Origin of the sequence: Candidatus Amarolinea dominans (assembly GCA_016719785.1) — a bacterium.
GTDB lineage: Bacteria > Chloroflexota > Anaerolineae > SSC4 > Amarolineaceae > Amarolinea > Amarolinea dominans.
In genome coordinates this window covers 95,403-112,334 of record JADJYJ010000017.1, presented here as the reverse complement: position 1 = coordinate 112,334, position 16,932 = coordinate 95,403, and the positions used below count along the sequence as shown (strand labels likewise).

The window sequence follows — 16,932 nt, the reverse complement described above, 5'->3', positions numbered from 1 at the left end:
GCTTGGTGCAGTTCGGTAATCAAGAATCAAAATCGGAGAGAACGTATGGCTCGAACAATTGCGATTGCCAACCAGAAAGGCGGGGTCGGTAAGACGACCACGGTTATCAACCTGGGCGTTGCACTGGCGCGCCTGAAGAAAAAGGTGCTGTTGATTGATATGGATCCGCAGGGGTCACTGGCCGCAGGGCTGGGGCTGGAACCTGACAGCCTGGACATGACGATCTACAATGCCTTGCTGACGCCGGAGATGCCGATCAGTCGGGTGATTCGCCCCTACCAGGCTTATATTGACCTGATACCGGCAAACATTGATCTGGCGTCCGCAGAGATTGAGTTGGTTGCAGAGATTCGGCGGGAGTTGATTCTGCGCCGCATTTTGGAACCGCTTGGATCGTGGTACGATTTCATTCTGATTGACTGTCCGCCGAGCCTGGGGCTGCTGACAGCCAACTCGTTGTGCGCCAGTCAAGAGGTGTTGATTCCGTTGCAGTGCGAGTACTTCGCGATGCGTGGTATTCGGCTGCTGCTGAGCACGATTGACAAGATCAAGGCGCGGCTGAATCCCGAATTGCGCATTCTGGGTATCCTGCCAACGATGTATGCAACGGGCACGATTCACGCGCGTGAGGTGGTGGAGGAGATGCGCGCGGTGTTTGGCGAGCAGATCTTCGACATTGTCATTCAGAAAAGCATTCGCTTTCCTGAAGCAACCGTCGCCAACCAGGCCATGCTGGATTACGCGTCGAAACACCAGGGAACCCGGGCCTACCAGCTCCTGGCCCAGCGCATCGTCGGCAGCGAACCCGAAACCACTCCAGACGCGTAGGGAGGCCGTGGATCATCGTGCATGCGCAGCCCGCGCCAATCGCGGGCCGGCATCAACCGCGGATGATCTTGTGAACCAGCGGCGGTGCGGAGACTGGCTCAGCCTGGATGTGAATGGCGGCAACCAGGCGTTCCTGTGCCGCGGTTAGCGCCGCTCTCGTCTGCGCATGAACCAGGGCCAGCGGCTGCCCGGCCTCCACCCAATCGCCCAGGCGCGCGGCGAAGATCAGGCCCACGGCCGGGTCAATGGAATCGCCCTTCTTGGCGCGTCCGCCGCCCAGGTCAACCACCGTCAGACCCACCTCTTCAGTGTTGATGGCTGCGACGTAGCCGGCGGTCGGCGCCACGCAGGGAGCCACGATCGCCGCCTGTGCCAGGTGCGACGGATCATCCACTGTGGCTACATCACCCCCTTGTGCGCTAACAAACTCACGGAATTTCTGCCAGGCTGCGCCGCTGTGCAAAGCGGCTTCCAGACGGGCGCGTTCGCCGCCCGCTTCTCGTCCATATCCCGCATCAGCCAGGCGCACCATCTCCGCGGACACCGTCAGCACCAGGTCGGTAAAATCGGCCGGCCCCGCGCCGTGCAGGGTGGCGATCGCTTCTTTGACCTCCAGCGCATTCCCCACGGCGCGGCCCAATGGCTGACTCATGTCGCTGATGACTGCGCTCATGTGGCGTCCCAGTTCCTGGCCGATCTGCACCATGAGGGAGGCCAGCGCCTCGGCGTCGGCCAGCGTCTTCATGAACGCGCCGCTGCCGGTCTTGACATCGAGCACGATGGCATCCGCGCCGCTGGCAATCTTTTTTGACATAATAGAACTGGCGATGAGGGGCAGCGCGGGCACCGTGCCGGTCACATCGCGCAGCGCGTAGAGCTTGCCATCGGCGGGGGCCAGGTCGTGCGTCTGCCCGGCGATGACCATGCCAATGTCGGCGAGTTGGCGCTTGAAGGCATCCAGCGTCAGGCCGGCGCGCCAGCCTGGGATGGACTCCAACTTATCGAGGGTGCCGCCGGAAAAAGACAGGCCGCGGCCGGACATCTTGCCGACCGGGATGCCCAGGCTGGCGACGAGCGGGCCGACCACCAGGCTCGTCTTGTCGCCCACACCGCCGGAGGAGTGCTTGTCCACCACAAACGGCGCTACGTCGTGAATGTCGAGCGTCTGGCCGGAGAAGGCCATGGCCTGGGTCAGCCAGGCCGTTTCGCGCGGGGTCATTCCCCGCCAGTAGACCGCCATGGCCCACGCCGCGGCCTGGTAATCGGGGATGTCGCCGGCCGTATAGCCCTGGATGAAAAACTGCAATTCCTCCGCACTCAGCTCATGCCCGTCGCGCTTGTGTACAATGATGTCCGTTGCTCGCATGGTGTCTTCCTCTCATCTTTGAGATCAGTGCCTGCCAAGATTCACGCACGATGACGCAATCGCCGAAATTTCTCTCCATCCCAAGCAGTTTGGGACTTGAAATTCGTCGCTGTTTCCAGTATAATAGAGTCAATCCGTTTTAACGGAGCTGGATCGCCCGCAGGGGCGAGCATAGAGGAGCCTCGCAAGAGGCTCTTTTATTTTTTGGGATAGATGACAATGCCATAGCCGATACCGTTCCAACGGATCAAACGGACGATTGCCGTACGGATTCTCTTTGCGTTGGTCAGTTTGCATCATTCTTTCCTGTGCATCGCTCGTGGCTACTCAGCTTCTGCACGAAAAACAATACGCCCGCAAATGTCTTGGGCATACTGGAGACTGCGGGCTTGGATGGTTTTGTGTTTGTCGGGTTTGAGCATGACTTTTACTCATTATCAAACTGAAAGAGTTTCACCAACATCTCCACCATAACTTTATTCCGCGCTTCAATATGTGCTTCTTTCCACTCGTCTGTGTTGGCCAGAGTAAGTTGTTCACCATTCAACTCAAACTCTATCTTATTCAAGGCCAAACCATTTCTATAACCAATGTAGATTTGCGTCCCAAAAACATTGGCGACAGATTTGGCTTGCTTCTTGGCAAAGGATTGGTTCGACAATTTGGAGTTGTAACCACTCAGTGTAAGATTGCCTAGACTATGCACACATTCACCCTGAATCTTCTCCGCTGCCTTTTTGCTTCCATTGGCAATCATCTCTACCCATTCGGATGGAATGTTTTTTCCTTGCGGGATAATATGCTCGACAGTCCAGACATACAACCCTTTTTCGTTGCGCTGCCACAGGTTTGGGTCATATTCTCTGGTATGACTGGTTTCATCCAGTTTGGCAAGGGCATATCTTGCCATGTATTCGTTGTTATCGAAAAAGTTATCCCCTAGTATTTGTTTGAGCTTTTCAAGCGCAGCAGGCTGCCCCTTGCCAGTAAGGATTATCTTCGAGATGAAAACATAATTCAGTTGTCGGCCTTCGTTGAGTTCTTTTTGGCATTGTTCGACCAAATCAATGTTGATACTATCCAAATCCCTAGTATTAGGGTAATCGGTAACGTTGCGGCGGAAGTAGTATTTACATAATAGTTCTACTGTTTTTTCCTTCACAGTGGGCTCGGAAAACGCTTCACCATGCAGTGAAAATAGATAAAGCAGAAACGTATAAGCTGGCGCTGCACCAATCCTTTCAAGGTCGAGTAGCGCTGAGGTAAGCGGAGATACAGGATATTTCTCGGGTTCAAGAAATCGATTGTAGATTTCCGCCTTTTCGATGAGCTCTGGAAGGATGAACTTGGCATCCTTTTTGATCAATGTTTCATAGATCGCGATAATGGTGGAACCAGTCGCGCGCGTAATTTTCTCAATCTTGATTCTCGAGTCGAACTTGAAGGCATTATAGTACTGACGCAAGAAACGGTCTTGGTCTCTATCTTCTGGCAGATGCGCCAACAGTTTCATCCATTGCTCGTAAGAGTCTTCAATTGTCACCGCATGTTTTCTTTCGAGTGTGGCAAGCATCTTGTTTTTGATAATGTCAATCGCCGACAGCGGAACACCGCGATAGTTGAGTGTCTCGAACAACATGAAGGCTTTCGATTGACTGGCTTCGATGATATGGATAAAGTCTAACGCGTAGATTCGGTCAAGTAAATCGTATAGCTCAATCAGCTCTGAAGGAATGTGAAGGTGAAAATAGTCAAACGCCTTATGGATTCTTCGGTTTCAAGATATGGTGGGGATTTCACATCAGGCAAAATACCGATTTCTTTGAGTACATATTGATAATCGTGCAGATTGCTATCTTGTGTGGAAGGCTGCACTCTGAGGCAATACGCAAGCGAGCCTGATTTGAAAATTCCCAAGGGGAGTTTGTGGTGCGCTACAGAATCCACTTGCTTGATCAGCCTTTTCTTGATACTGTTGCGTTTGAAAATGAATTCTTCGTCCTCTTTGAGCTTGGGACTTTTATTCGCGAGAGAACTCAATTCTCCGTAAATTGCACAGAGCAAAAGCGACAAGGTGGTCAAACGCTGTTGCCCATCCACCACTTCGTAGATGAGTTCGGTGTTGGGCGAAAACTCCTGTGCATCATGGACACAAATAACTGAACCCATGTAATGCCCGGGGTCGTTGTCATAAATATCTTCCAGTAATTTGCTCCAGTTGTATTTTCCCCACACGTATTCACGTTGGAAGCGAGGAATGTGATAATGCCATTGGTTGCCGTCGATAGCGATTAAGGATGCAAACGTGTTTTCACTCGAGTTCATTGGGCAATTCCTTATGACGAAAATCCTGGCAGGTCAATCTCATTCGGGTGCGTTTGACCTGTCATCAGTCAGTTTAACCACGTGCAGAGAAGTTCTTCGAGCGTCAGTCTTCTACGCTCGTGATTGCGCTCCTTCTTGTCAAGAGTTGCGCAAACGATAAAATCCTTGTGCTTGGTAGTCTCTTTGGCGCCGCGAATGGAGGAAGCGGCGTCCCACAGCCATTGTTCGAGGGATTTGTCGGTGTTTCCGCTATAATTTGCCGTGATTTCTCAGATGAAGAGATGGATGTGAGTGCTCATTGCCCACATCCTCTCCGCGCCTTCAAAACGCGGGGATGACCTCACTGCCTAGGAGATCGAAGGTCTCCGGGTCGTTACGTGGGATGTTGAGGATTATTTCCTGTACGCCCACGGCCTGGAAGGCGGCGATCTGGTCAATGACCTGTTGGACGGCGCCGGCCAGGAAGGGGCGGTCGCCCAGGTGCAGCTTGATGCGCTTCTGCTGCACGTCCTTTTCCTGGCGGCCGAGGAGCACGGTATCAAGTTTGGTGATGTGAATCTCGCTCACATCGCGGCCCACCGTGTCGCAGTGGCGGGCAAGCACCTCCAGCTTGTGCTTGACCACCTCCGGCGATCCGAACCAGTTGACCATGTTGGCCTGCTTCGCGGCTACCTTCAGCGTCAACTGTTCACCGCCGCCGCCCACCAGGATCGGCGGATGCGGCTTTTGCACCGGCTTCGGCTCCAGGATGGCGTCCTTGACCTGGAAATAGTTGCCGGCAAAGGTGGCGCGCGGCTGCGTCCACATGGCCTTGATGACCTGAATGCCCTCATCGAGCTGGCGGATGCGTACGGCCGGCTGTTCGGGGAACTCATAGCCATACTGACGATACTCGGTCTGAAACCAACCGGCGCCGATGCCCAGGATGGCGCGGCCGCCGCTGATGATGTCAACGCCGGCCACCATTTTTGCCAACAGGGCAGGGTTGCGATAACCGACCGAGCTGACCATGGTGCCCAGGCGGATGCGACTGGTGACCGCGGCCAGCGCGGCGAGTGTGGTCCAGCCTTCCAGGAATGGCTCATCTACAGCCCCAACCATGGGCAGTTGGATGAGGTGATCCATCAGCCAGAACGAAACGAAGCCAGACGCCTCGGCCTTCAAGGCGGCGGCGCGTGTGCGCTCAAAGATCGCGTGTGGGTCGCTGCCCGGCCAGGTGAAGGAAGGGTTTTGATATCCGAAAAGCATGGTAGTATCTCCTTTGTGCGCGCAATTGTAGCACGAACTCGAACAATGCGTGAAAATTGGTGTAATACGTAGCAGAGAACGTGAGGAATTTCTTGCCACGAATTACACGAATTCACACGAAAGCAATTAAAAAATCCGTGAAAATTGGTGGAATTCGTGACAAGAAACAAGGCATGGTATAATCTACCAGATGCATTGTATCGTGCATACCATAGGGTTGGAGGTAGCTAATGCCGGAGATCTCCAGTATGTATTGGGAGGCTGGCTTCCCGTGCCAGGTACCGGGCGGCTTTGGGGCCCTCGTCCAACTGGCCGCCCCCCGAAGCCTGGTGAGTGGATCAAGAGAAACTCAAGGAAGACTGGCTTCTTGTTGAGCAGGGCAAGCAGCCGTTCAAGATTCAGAGTCTTATGTAGGAGAAAGTATGCATCATCCGCTGTACGATGTTGTCAATTTTTCGATCGTGGAGCCTTACACGTTGCGCATTGTGTTCGACGATGGAATCGAACGAACCATCAACTTCGAATCTGTCCTTTATGGAGAGATGTTCGGCCCACTGCGTGATCTGCAAATGTTCAACCAGGTGCGCCTGGGCCGACCCCCCCCACCAGCAGAATGAACTGCAACCTGAATTGATCGTGATTGGCGCGGGGCTGGCGGGGAGCGAGGCGGCCTGGCAGGCGGCGCAGCGCGGCATCCGTGTGGCGCTCTACGAAATGCGGCCAGTCAAGCAGACGCCGGCGCATGTCAGCGACCGCTTCGCGGAACTGGTCTGTTCCAACTCGCTTGGCTCCCAGCAAGCCGAACGCGCACCGGGCATCCAGAAGGCCGAACTGACCCGGCTGGGGTCCTTGATCCTGGCCTGTGCGCAGGCTACGGCCGTGCCAGCCGGCGGCTCGCTGGCCGTGGGCCGTGAGGCGTTTGGCGACCTGGTGACCTCCCTGGTCTGCGCACATCCCAACATCAGCGTGGTGCGTGCGGAGATGACCGCCATCCCCACCGACATTCCCACGATTGTCGCCAGCGGCCCGTTGACCAGCGATGCCCTGGCGGCCGACATTGCGCGGCTGACCGGGCAAGAGTACATGTACTTCTACGATGCGCTCAGCCCCATTGTCGCGGCCGATTCGATTGATATGAGCCTGGCCTTCCGCGGGGCGCGCTACGATAACAGCGCCTCCGCGGCCGGCGATTACATCAACTGCCCGTTGGACAAGGCGCAGTACGCTGAATTTGTGGAGGCGTTGGCCGGCGCGCAGACGATCAGCCTGCGCACGTTCGAAGAGGAGAGTTGGAAATCGGCGCATTTCTTCGAGGGCTGTCTGCCGGTGGAGATTCTGGCCCGGCGCGGCGCGGCGGCGCTGGCCTTTGGCCCCATGACGCCCATGGGCCTGACCGATCCGCACAGCGGACGCCGCCCCTGGGCCGTCGTGCAACTGCGTCAGGATAACCTGGCCGGCACGCTCTACAACCTGGTTGGCTTCCAGACCAATCTGACCTGGGGCGAGCAGAAGCGGGTCTTCGGGCTGATTCCCGGCCTGGCCGCGGCTGAATTTTTGCGCTACGGCATGATGCACCGCAACACCTTCATCAATGCGCCGCGGCTGCTGGAACCGACGATGCAGTTCAAGGGCCGGCCTGATCTCTTCTTCGCCGGACAGATCACTGGCGTGGAAGGGTACGTGGGTAACGCCGGCACCGGACTGCTGGCCGGCCTCAACGCGGCGCGTTTGCTGCGGGGCGCGGCGCCGCTTGTTCTACCGCCCGCCACCGTCATGGGGTCGCTCTGCTGGTATGTCACGCATTGTGAGGCGGACGGCTTCCAGCCGATGAAGGCCAATTTCGGTCTGCTGCCGCCCCTCGACCCACCCATACGCCACAAGCAGCAGCGCTACCGGGCCTACGCAGAGCGCGCGCAGCGGGACCTCGAGACGTTCATCGCCGCCCATAGTCTTGAACCGGCTATCGTACCATAAGTACCGCACCCGTTCCGAAATTGACTCTTGTCAATTATACCCAATTGTGGTACAATCTCACTAACATCGCAACTGACATAACCGTCTATACGTCTTGAATATTGGACTGCGCTCACGCTCGCATAGCCGCCACGGCACCTACGGCGCAGCCAAGACGACGACGCAAGACGTTGTCCCACATGAAGTCGTTGCGATCATCATGGTTCCAGGGAGATCTCGGGCTCCCAGGCAGATGTAAGGAAGAGGAGGTTCACCTCATGCGCATCAAGCAGCGTGTGATTGGCGCGGCAATGATTCTGGCCGTCATCCTGAGCGCCGGCCTGGTTTCGTCCAGCCCACTGGCCGCGACCAGCACCGACGCCCTCAAGAACGGCAATTTCGAGGGCGGTTTTACGTCCGCCGGCGGTTGCGGCGCCGTTGGCAAGGGCTGGTCCTGTTTCACCAACGGGGGTCGCGCCGCCTATGGCTTCTACGATGATCAATGGGGCAAGACCGTCTGGGACGGCGGCCATTCCCAGTTGATCGAGATCAACACCAAGCAAAATTCATCCGAACCTGACCGCTATGCCGGTATCTACCAGACCGCAGCCGTCAGCAAGGGCAAGGCCTATGACTTCGCCATCCGTGGCATGATCCGCGCCGATGACGAAGACCCTGACCCGTGGCGTTACCGCGTGCAGGTCGGCTTCGACTATAGCGGCGGCAGCAACTGGGCTGCCGTGACAAATTGGGTTGAGCTGCCCTGGGATACCATCTACTCCCGCACCGGGCCGGGCGCCTTCAGTGAGTATCGCGCCAAGGTGACCGCCACCAGCAGCAAGATCACCGTCTTTGTGCGCACCTGGATGAAGTGGGGCACCCCTTATCGTGAAGTTGACTTCAACCTGGATGGCATCAACCTGTTTGGGGACAGCGCGACATCGAGCGGTGGTTCAAGCTCCGGCTCAACGGGCAGCAGTGGATCGGGCAGCAGCGGATCGGGCAGCACCACAACCTCTCTGACCTGTTCCGGCAGCAGCCTGGTCGCCAATGGCAACTTCGAGGGCGGATTTAGCGCCGCCGGCGTCGCCAAGTCATGGACATCCTTCAGCAACGGCGGACGCGCGGCGTATGGTTTCTATGATGAGACCTGGGCGCCGGTCGTTTATGAGGGCAAGCACGCGCAGTTGATCGAGATCAACACCCTGGGCTTTGCAGCCGCATCTGATCCCAATCGCTACGCGGGCATCTACCAGGTGGTCAAGGGCCTGACTAAGGGCAAGACGTACCAGGTGTCGCTGGCGGGTATGCTGCGCGAACGCACCGATAACTCGGATGAGGACGCGTACCGCTACGAAATCCTGTGGGGATACAACAGCGGGGCCGACGCCGATTGGGCTAATCTCGATTTCAAGGAGTATGTGCCGATCAAGCCGATCTATCTGCGCACCGCGCCCGGCGCCTACAGCACCTACAGCGTGAAGTTCGTGGCCCCGGCCGACACCGTCACCCTGTTCGTGATGGCGCACAAGAAGTGGGCCACCGGCGCGCGTGAGCTGGATGCTGACATAGATGCGATCTCGGTGGCGCCATGCAGCACCGGCAGCAGCGGCGGCTCAACCTCCTGCACCTACGTGGTCAAGCGGGGCGACACCCTCTCGTCCATTGCGGTGAAGTACGGCACCACAGTGGCGAACCTGGCCAGCCTGAACCACATCAAGAACGTGAATGTGATCTTCGTCGGGCAGGTGCTCAAGGTGCCCTGCAGCAGCAGTAGCGGCACGGTGGTCAAGGCGCCGCCGGCGGTAACTCCGAGCGAACCGGTAACGCCCGGTCTTGGCTCTGAGGCACGGCCCACCACCTACACGATCAAGAAGGGCGACACCCTCAGCGGCATTGCGGCCCGCACCGGTGCATCGGTCAACGCGCTGATGCAAGCCAACGGCATCAGCAACGCCAACCGCATCTACGCCGGGCAGACCCTGCGCCTGCCCTAAGCCTCCGCGGCGAAACCAGGTTTCTGGGGGGGACACCCGGCCTATCTTCAGTCAAGTCAAGACATACAGGAGGTGACACACCAAGCGGTGGGTCACCTCCTGTATCATTGCCGGATCACTCGCTTCTCTCCTGAATTGTGCATCATCTTCAGCCGCTGAACTGTGTCAGGCTTCATTGACACAGTGCGATACGCCAATGGCGCGCGCGAACTGTGCCTGGGAAATGCCGAGTTCGTGCAGCGTCTCAACCAGAAATTCACCGGGATGAATGGGCGGCAAACCACTATTGATCATGACAATATCCTCAGTGATAAGTCGTCATGTCCACAGAAAGCCCCTGATTTCGATCAGACGATGCAGATTGCGTTGATCCTCCTCGTGCCATTCCTGTTCGAGCCGGGCATGCTCCTCCAACGCTAAGTAATACCCAGCATACTTCTTCTTATCCGGCATCACCAACTGTCGCATGTCCGATCCGGGGATCTTTTTGAGCTTGAAGGGCGGGTGCCTGAGCTTCTTGTCGTCCAACGGGCTGCGACGCTTGGGGCGAGTCTTCGTCCACCACTTGTACAGGCCCGTGATTTCGTCCCAGGCGCTTTTGTGCAGTTCGTTCGCGTCCCAGTCAACGATTTTCTCGGGATGTTCCTGTTCCACGAAGTCGGCCAGCAACTGGAAGGCGGCGTGGAGCAGTATTTCGTCTTTATCGTGCCAGCCTTTGTCCAGGGTGGCGATTTTCAGGCGTTTCATCGCAGGTTATCTGTTCCTCTTTGATCTGGCATTTGCTGTACACCCTCTCACGTCCGGCGGTTGATGAGTGTTGCGAGGATGGTCCGACAATCGCTGGATCAATTTCTAGGTGCGACCGGTTGCCTCCCAGCCGCCAGCGTCAATGTGTTTCTGGGCAGACGGCTCTGGCGGTTCTCCAGGGAGCATTTCGGCCAGCAGAGTTTCCGGAGCAATGTCCTGTTCGTTTGGCCAGGTCACCGCGCCGAACTGGATGCCAACTTGACCGAAGTAATGCACGTCCCGAAGCTCGCGCAAAACACCATGATCCAGATAGGGCTTTACGTCGAATATCCCTTGGCGCCCATTCTCAAGTTCTACATAGATGCGATAATCGGACAGCGGCTTGACGAACTTGACATCCCAATACATAGCGAGCCTCACAAAGGGGTGATCTTGTAGGGCTGCTCCCCACTCAAGGAGAGTTCCCAATCGGCCAGCAGCTCATCATGGCGAAGCTCGATCCAGGCTTGGACCAACCGCAGTTGCTTGCGAGGCAACTTACCAGCCAAGATCTCGCCGTCTTTGATGCTGATAGAAGCCTCGAACTCAGCATACTTGGCGTGAAGGTGGGGCAAATTGTTCCGTAGTCGTTCGCATTCTCTGCGCCTCGTTTCGCGAGGCACCCTAAAGGGAAAATGGGTTAGGCAGCGGCAAATAGGATGACACCGAATGCAGCATTCAGCCGCTGAACTGCCTCAGTCTTCATTGGCACAGTGGACATCTCTATGATTGTTCCACCAACCGACCGACAACGTATTTGTGCAGAATGCTCGCCATTAGAGTTTGGTAAGGGAGACCCTCCTCCAAAGCCCGCAATTGTAGGCCAACCAAGTCTTTCTCAGTCAACCGGATATTCACCCGCCGGTCTTTCCGAAAAGTCGCACGGGCATACGCCTGATATGTGGTTTGCTCCGCAGGCAAGTTAGCGACGGATTGCCATTCTTCAGTTTCATACGATGCGACTAGAGTTTCCTCTTCGATATCTAATTTACTCGTTGGCATCTGATTTTGTTTCCTTTCCCAAGTATTTACGGGTAGCTTTGCGACTCGGAATAATGGTTTTCAAAAATACTTCGGTGTCCGACTCCACAAAGGGAACCAAGTAAGCATAATTCTCAATCGCTACGATGAAAATACGCTGTCCAGGGTACTTGCTCGGATTTGTGTGTTCGATTATATCGAGCAATCCACCCATTTCAATGTGATGGACAATTTCCTCAAACGAGACATCACGTTCTGTGTGTAGTTGTGTATTTTTCGTAGGATTCCACGCAAAGTATTTCATATCTCTATCTTACTACATCGTGTGCCTTTCGGCAACAAGCTGAGTACCAAAAAAAACACGCGCTGCGTGCGCTGGAAATATGGTTTGATATCAAATATCCGGCGTTCGCCATTTTCAAACACCAGATCAAGCCGTAGTCATCGAATGGATAGGCACGCATCACGCAGGGATTCACGATCACCTCCTACTTCAATGGCTCAATCTTGAACACTTCCTCACCATTGACAGCCAAGTGCCAGTTGGCCTGAATCAGCTCTGAGCATCAATGCTTCCGCGAGCTTCATAGTTGAATTCCTCCGTTGTGATAGCGATGACGGCGTGTGGATGAGCTCAACGTCGCGCCTCATCGGCGCGAAACCCGCCGCGGGTTTCGCGTGCGCGTGGAGGCGATCGTTGGGCTTGCGAATTCACTTTTCCCTTCAAGCAAAAACATCTGCTTGCTAGTGGCGTTCAATGAACCTTCGTCCTGAGGCAAGTCTCTCGGTGTTCGATCAAGCCGTGGGTCAGCAGAGTCGAAACCCTCGAAATGCAGGGCAAGACGTTTCCGCGTACGCTCGACGTAATCCGGATTGATCTCCATGGCGAGACAGCGGCGGTTCAATATTTGGCTCACTCTGGCCGTCGTGCCGCTGCCAGAGAATGGATCGAGCACAAGATCACCTTCGTTCGAAGACGCCAGGATCATCCTGGCGATCAATGCTTCGGGTTTCTGTGTCGGGTGGTCCTCTCGTTCTGGATTTGAGTAGTGAACGTGCGAGAATGACCACACATCGCCGGGATTGGCGCCGGCCATATTGTTCCTCTCTCTGTAGTATTTCTGTGGTATGCGGACTGAGTCAATGTTGAACACGAAGTCTTCCGACTTTGTAAACATGAGTATGTCGTCGTGACGTGGTGAGAATCCTTTTGTCCGGCCCATGCCTTGCGTATAGTGCCAGGTGATCCAACTGTTGAAGTACATGCCCAACCGCTGATCCAGGATGTCGTACAGATAGCTGATGAACCGAAACCCCATGAACACATAGAGCGTGCCACGTGGGGCAAGCACTCGATGAGCCTCCTGCAACCATGCCTCCGAGAACTGCAAGTATTCGCGAAAGCCGCGAATGTCGTGATTGTTCCCGTAGTTCTTGCCTAGATTATAGGGTGGATCAGCAATGACGAGATCAATTGACGCGGAGTCTATGTCACGCATCAGCTCGAGAGAATCGCCCGTCTGAATGACGATATTACTCATCTGTCTTGATCCATTCGTTTTTCTTCGCCATGTCGAGCCATCCAGCGAAGCCCTTTTTCGAATTGATTACTTTTCTGTCAAGTAGTTGGCAGAATTCCCATGTTGTTCGCTTCGTCAGCGTGACGTAATGAATGTCTCTGACCTGCAACTGGCCGCTGCCCAGCGCTGGGTTGTAACTGATGTCGGCAGCAGAGAGGTACTTGAGATCATACGAGTTGTGCGCAACAACTTCCATGACGCCATCCATGAGGCCAGTTTGCGCGTTCTTGGTTGAGTAGACCCTGTGTTTTAGCGAGAGGATGACGAAGAGGTAATCGGGATCGTCAACGTAGGCCGTCCTGATCCTCTGAAACGATGTGATGTTTGGCGATTTGCCGCTCGATTCGATATCCTCGGCGGTCGCCTTTACATCCACCTCGGCTGTCACACCGGATTCAACCTTGCGTTTCTTCTTGAACTGGAGAATCACGTCTGCCATGTAGAGGCGTTCTTTGGCCTCGACGTTTATTAGTGCGTACTTGTTGTTCTGATCTTCAACCACATCCTTGAAGACTTCAACAGCCCACGCTTCGACGAAAGGGCCGGCAATCTTGTTAATGTTCTCCATCGGGAGACCGAGCCTCAGGTTCGTGTTGATAACTATCTTGTTGCTTCCCGCCTTGATGGCGTCATCCACAATGGCCTCGACGGCGGTGATCACGAATCCAGAACACTCGTCGTAGTCGTCGCACTGCTTCGGCTCTTTAAGCGTAAGTTGCTCGTATGTCATTGGTATGCGCATCTCCCGAGTCATGTGTTTATCGTTCAACCGTCCTCTGCCATGCGAAATATGGGCAGCACGGGTGTGGATAATCTGAAAACCCAACGGAATATGGGTTTGCGCCGAACTATGTCAGTCTTCATTGGCACGGTGGGTTGTGCAGCGCTAGCTGCGCGCTGCCTTCCCTGATGATGAAGCTAAATCACTATATGCACCGGTTCTCGTAACTTGATTTTACGAATGTATTGAACCACTTCTTGTCCCACAACTAAATCAGAAAGGTCTTGTTCAGTTAATGCTCTGATGACATTCCATGAGTAAGTCATCATTGACTGATTTATATCGCTTGGCATTTCGTCATCATATGGATAAGATCTAACTCGTTCAATATGCATATCGGCAATTCGAACGGAAGCTTCTCTCGGTATACCTATCTTGACTAAATAACATGCCAGCTTTCCCGGCACACCATATTTAACTAACGACGGTAAGAACTCAAGGTCCTTAGTTAGGTTAAGCCCCTTTTCTTGAGCTGTATCACCTAAAAATCGACAAATTGCACTGATTCCCCATGCTAAGTTACGTTCAAACACTGTCTCACAGTATTCATCAAATTCAAGATTCGTCATTAACTGACGAAATTCTTCGGCCAGATATTGACGGCTTTTACCCATTAGCCAATTCTTAAAAAAAGCTTGTCTGAACAATGACTCTTTCTGTGCTTTTTTTGGAATTAGAGAAAGTTTCATTGCGAAATCCATCAGATCGATTAACGCATCGATTCCATTTTCCAGTTCAAGTGCAAAAATACCAGCACAGTTTTTGTACAACCCAAGCAATCGTAGTTCGTTTTGTCTAATTTGATCGCAGTCTTGGAGTGGCAAGCCAAGAAGGTAGTTTTGATGCCTCTGACGCCTAGGAATAACTTGTGCAATAAACTTTATTCGTGCTTCAACAGCTTCCTTAATAAAGTCAACGTCCTTTTGTTCAATAGTCGTGGCTCCAATAAGTAAGTTTACAATCTCGCTACTTCTAGCTTGTAACCAATCCTCGATCTTTCCCTCTACATTAGACTCTTCGATTAATGCAGTTATATGTTCATCTAGTAATCGTAACAAAGGTGAAAGTTTTTTTCTGTCAGAGGGATTTGTAAGCCACCCCATTTCATTTTGTTCAGCCAGATTAGTGACAAGATCAGACAAAGCGCGTCCGGTAGAATCCAGCCATTTTTTGCTCAACTCAGTCAGAAATTGCAGGAATGGACTAGCAATCCGATATTGTTTTTCATTCTTTAAAAGTTTATCCCTAATGATAATATCACGCTTGTCTGTCTCGCTTGCATGCGCAGCTATATTACTTAAAAATACGACTTGCGGAGGCTGCAGACTTGCATGGAAATGAACACTTGCATAGCTAGGTCTTCCGACTCTACCAACGACATTCCAGAAGGTAGCGTCCTGAATCGGGTTTCCTACCTGATGATGCTGTAATCGATAAACAAGCACTGTATCAAAAGGAATGTTCACACCTTGAGCCAGTGTGGGTGAGGCAAACAATAATCTAATTTGGCCATCATATATTCTTTTCTCAGTTTCTTTCTTTAATTCTTTAGGTAAATCAGCATGATGAATTGCAGCACCAAACTCTAATAGCGTATAGTATTTTTCAAAGGAGGGTCGCCTAGCAAGATCAAGAGGTAAGGGCTTATTGTTCAAAGGCTGTTGAATAAGAAGACATTCCAAAAGTGCAAGTAGGGTAGGACTTGTTATTGCCTTTTTACTTGCCGAGAAAACCATTGTCGGTGAACTGAGAGCACGCGAAATAGCAGCTCGAACGACGATTTCTTCAAATTGATCGGGACTCCTACATCCACTCAAGGCAAACAGAATTGGTGGTAATAATTCACTATTTGATGGTTTGAGTTGTGTGCCATCCCAAGCCCATGTGCCTTTCAAGGGCTCATCTAATGGTCTCCAATCAACGCACACTGCACTTGTTCGATCACCTGATATCAATTCTGCCAACTCAGCGACATTGGGTAGAACTCCAGATACCAACAGTAATCTAGCTGTTCTTGGCTGTATTGAGTTGTCCTTTACTTTCAAAGCATAGATCATCCGCTCTAATATCATTCGATATTTATAGTCCCGGGGCGAACTACCGCCGATCATATGTCCTTCATCAACTATGACTAACCGAATTTCAGAGAGCAAATTTTTGTTACTACGCAACATCCCATCTAGCTTTTCGGGGGTCACGATGAGAATTCGAGCAGATAGTAGTGCATCTTGGTCAATTGGATCAATCTCTTGCCCACCATAAAATGAAGATGCTATTGGAAGATTCGGATCAGTAGAAGCAAAAGCTGTTAAGAGAGTTTGTTCAACCTCATTGGCGAGCTTACGTAACGGAGCAATATATACACATCTCGCTGTTGAATCTCCGTGATAATCTATAAGAAAGCGTAATATTGCAAGCTCCGCTACACGAGTTTTCCCCCCACTTGTTGGAATCGACAGACAGAAACTACGACGTTCTAGATCGTTGATCTTATCCAAAGATTCAACTTGAGTTCGCCAAAGTTCTACAACTGGGTTACTCCGCTCAAAATTAGCAGTAATGTATCTTGAAACGATTTGTTCTGCTTCGCCCTCTAGTCTCATAGATTTTAACTGTGTCCAGAGGCAATATGTAGAATACTCGGTAATAACTAGACGAAGACATTCAATCCACCACCACCAACGCGATTCATTTGCCTTGCAAGCGAGTAGTTTACACAAGGTCAAAATCGAATATACGGTGATCATTTTTGCCTCATCACCACATCTAGCAAATTCAACAAAAATGTTCAATGCGTCAGCGATTCTCCGAGTTAATATTCGATCTACAGCTTCGACATCGGACAATCCGTGATTTGCTACGTCTTCGGCTATCTGTGAGTCTGAATATTTAATATCCTCCATTAAGATATGAATCCGGTTTTCAATCGTGACGAATTGTTTCGCGAAGATCAAAGTAAGCCAGCGTTGTATCGGATGAATATCTTCATCAGTAGTCACTTGAGAAATCAAGCGCGTAGCACGCACATAGTATCCTGCAATATAGTATGCAAATGCAGCATCAATGTATGAACTACTGCCTAAATTT

Annotated in this window: 15 protein-coding genes and 1 pseudogene; 4 read left to right on the top strand and 12 right to left on the bottom strand. The window is 52.9% G+C overall.

The window, feature by feature from the left end; all coding sequences use genetic code 11:
• Positions 1 to 45: 45 nt before the first annotated feature.
• Positions 46 to 828, top strand: a complete 783-nt coding sequence (locus IPM84_17340; protein MBK9094491.1) for a ParA family protein — start codon at positions 46 to 48, stop codon at positions 826 to 828.
• A gap of 52 nt (positions 829 to 880) precedes the next feature.
• On the opposite strand, the gene IPM84_17335 is transcribed toward IPM84_17340, so the two are convergent.
• From IPM84_17335 to IPM84_17320, 4 genes are all read right to left on the bottom strand, one after another.
• A complete protein-coding gene (locus IPM84_17335) occupies positions 881 to 2,194 on the bottom strand; it encodes a thymidine phosphorylase (GenBank protein ID MBK9094490.1) in 1,314 nt (437 codons plus the stop codon).
• Between the two features lie 427 nt (positions 2,195 to 2,621).
• Positions 2,622 to 3,833 (bottom strand): DUF262 domain-containing protein, encoded by a 1,212-nt coding sequence (locus IPM84_17330; GenBank protein MBK9094489.1) that lies wholly within the window; start codon positions 3,831 to 3,833, stop codon positions 2,622 to 2,624.
• Positions 3,834 to 3,913: 80 nt separating this feature from the next.
• Entirely contained in the window at positions 3,914 to 4,519 is a 606-nt protein-coding gene (locus IPM84_17325; GenBank protein ID MBK9094488.1) for a DUF262 domain-containing protein, read from the bottom strand.
• 321 nt (positions 4,520 to 4,840) lie between these two features.
• A complete protein-coding gene (locus tag IPM84_17320; protein MBK9094487.1) occupies positions 4,841 to 5,767 on the bottom strand; it encodes an LLM class F420-dependent oxidoreductase in 927 nt (308 codons plus the stop codon).
• Between the two features lie 422 nt (positions 5,768 to 6,189).
• On the opposite strand from IPM84_17320, the gene IPM84_17315 reads away from it, so the two are divergent.
• From IPM84_17315 to IPM84_17305, 3 genes are all read left to right on the top strand, one after another.
• The gene (locus IPM84_17315) at positions 6,190 to 6,384 is read left to right on the top strand and encodes a DUF2442 domain-containing protein (GenBank protein MBK9094486.1); all 195 of its coding nucleotides are present in this window, start codon (positions 6,190 to 6,192) and stop codon (positions 6,382 to 6,384) included.
• Positions 6,302 to 7,741, top strand: a complete 1,440-nt coding sequence (trmFO, locus tag IPM84_17310) for a methylenetetrahydrofolate--tRNA-(uracil(54)-C(5))-methyltransferase (FADH(2)-oxidizing) TrmFO (protein MBK9094485.1) — start codon at positions 6,302 to 6,304, stop codon at positions 7,739 to 7,741. The genes IPM84_17315 and trmFO overlap by 83 nt, the downstream gene beginning before the upstream one ends.
• 257 nt (positions 7,742 to 7,998) lie before the next feature.
• Positions 7,999 to 9,717: a LysM peptidoglycan-binding domain-containing protein gene (locus tag IPM84_17305; GenBank protein ID MBK9094484.1), complete on the top strand. Its 1,719-nt coding sequence runs from the start codon at positions 7,999 to 8,001 to the stop codon at positions 9,715 to 9,717.
• A gap of 189 nt (positions 9,718 to 9,906) precedes the next feature.
• Here the strand turns inward: IPM84_17305 and IPM84_17300 are convergent.
• The 8 genes and pseudogenes from IPM84_17300 to IPM84_17265 all read right to left on the bottom strand — a co-directional run bounded on the left by IPM84_17300 (position 9,907) and on the right by IPM84_17265 (position 16,844).
• Positions 9,907 to 10,011 (bottom strand): annotated as a pseudogene (locus IPM84_17300) (addiction module antidote protein, HigA family).
• Between the two features lie 24 nt (positions 10,012 to 10,035).
• On the bottom strand, positions 10,036 to 10,464 hold the full coding sequence (locus IPM84_17295; protein MBK9094483.1) for a hypothetical protein: 429 nt from the start codon (positions 10,462 to 10,464) through the stop codon (positions 10,036 to 10,038).
• 105 nt (positions 10,465 to 10,569) lie between these two features.
• A complete protein-coding gene (locus IPM84_17290; protein ID MBK9094482.1) occupies positions 10,570 to 10,872 on the bottom strand; it encodes a DUF2442 domain-containing protein in 303 nt (100 codons plus the stop codon).
• Positions 10,873 to 10,880: 8 nt separating this feature from the next.
• Positions 10,881 to 11,126, bottom strand: coding sequence for a DUF4160 domain-containing protein (locus IPM84_17285; protein MBK9094481.1), 246 nt, complete (start codon positions 11,124 to 11,126; stop codon positions 10,881 to 10,883).
• Positions 11,127 to 11,491: 365 nt separating this feature from the next.
• A complete protein-coding gene (locus IPM84_17280) occupies positions 11,492 to 11,788 on the bottom strand; it encodes a BrnT family toxin (GenBank protein ID MBK9094480.1) in 297 nt (98 codons plus the stop codon).
• Positions 11,789 to 12,131: 343 nt separating this feature from the next.
• Positions 12,132 to 13,025 (bottom strand): site-specific DNA-methyltransferase, encoded by an 894-nt coding sequence (locus tag IPM84_17275; protein MBK9094479.1) that lies wholly within the window; start codon positions 13,023 to 13,025, stop codon positions 12,132 to 12,134.
• Positions 13,018 to 13,794 carry a restriction endonuclease gene (locus tag IPM84_17270; protein ID MBK9094478.1) on the bottom strand — a complete coding sequence of 259 codons (777 nt, stop codon included), beginning with the start codon at positions 13,792 to 13,794 and terminating at the stop codon, positions 13,018 to 13,020. The genes IPM84_17275 and IPM84_17270 overlap by 8 nt, the downstream gene beginning before the upstream one ends.
• 188 nt (positions 13,795 to 13,982) lie before the next feature.
• Positions 13,983 to 16,844, bottom strand: a complete 2,862-nt coding sequence (locus IPM84_17265; GenBank protein ID MBK9094477.1) for a DEAD/DEAH box helicase — start codon at positions 16,842 to 16,844, stop codon at positions 13,983 to 13,985.
• Positions 16,845 to 16,932 lie beyond the last annotated feature (88 nt).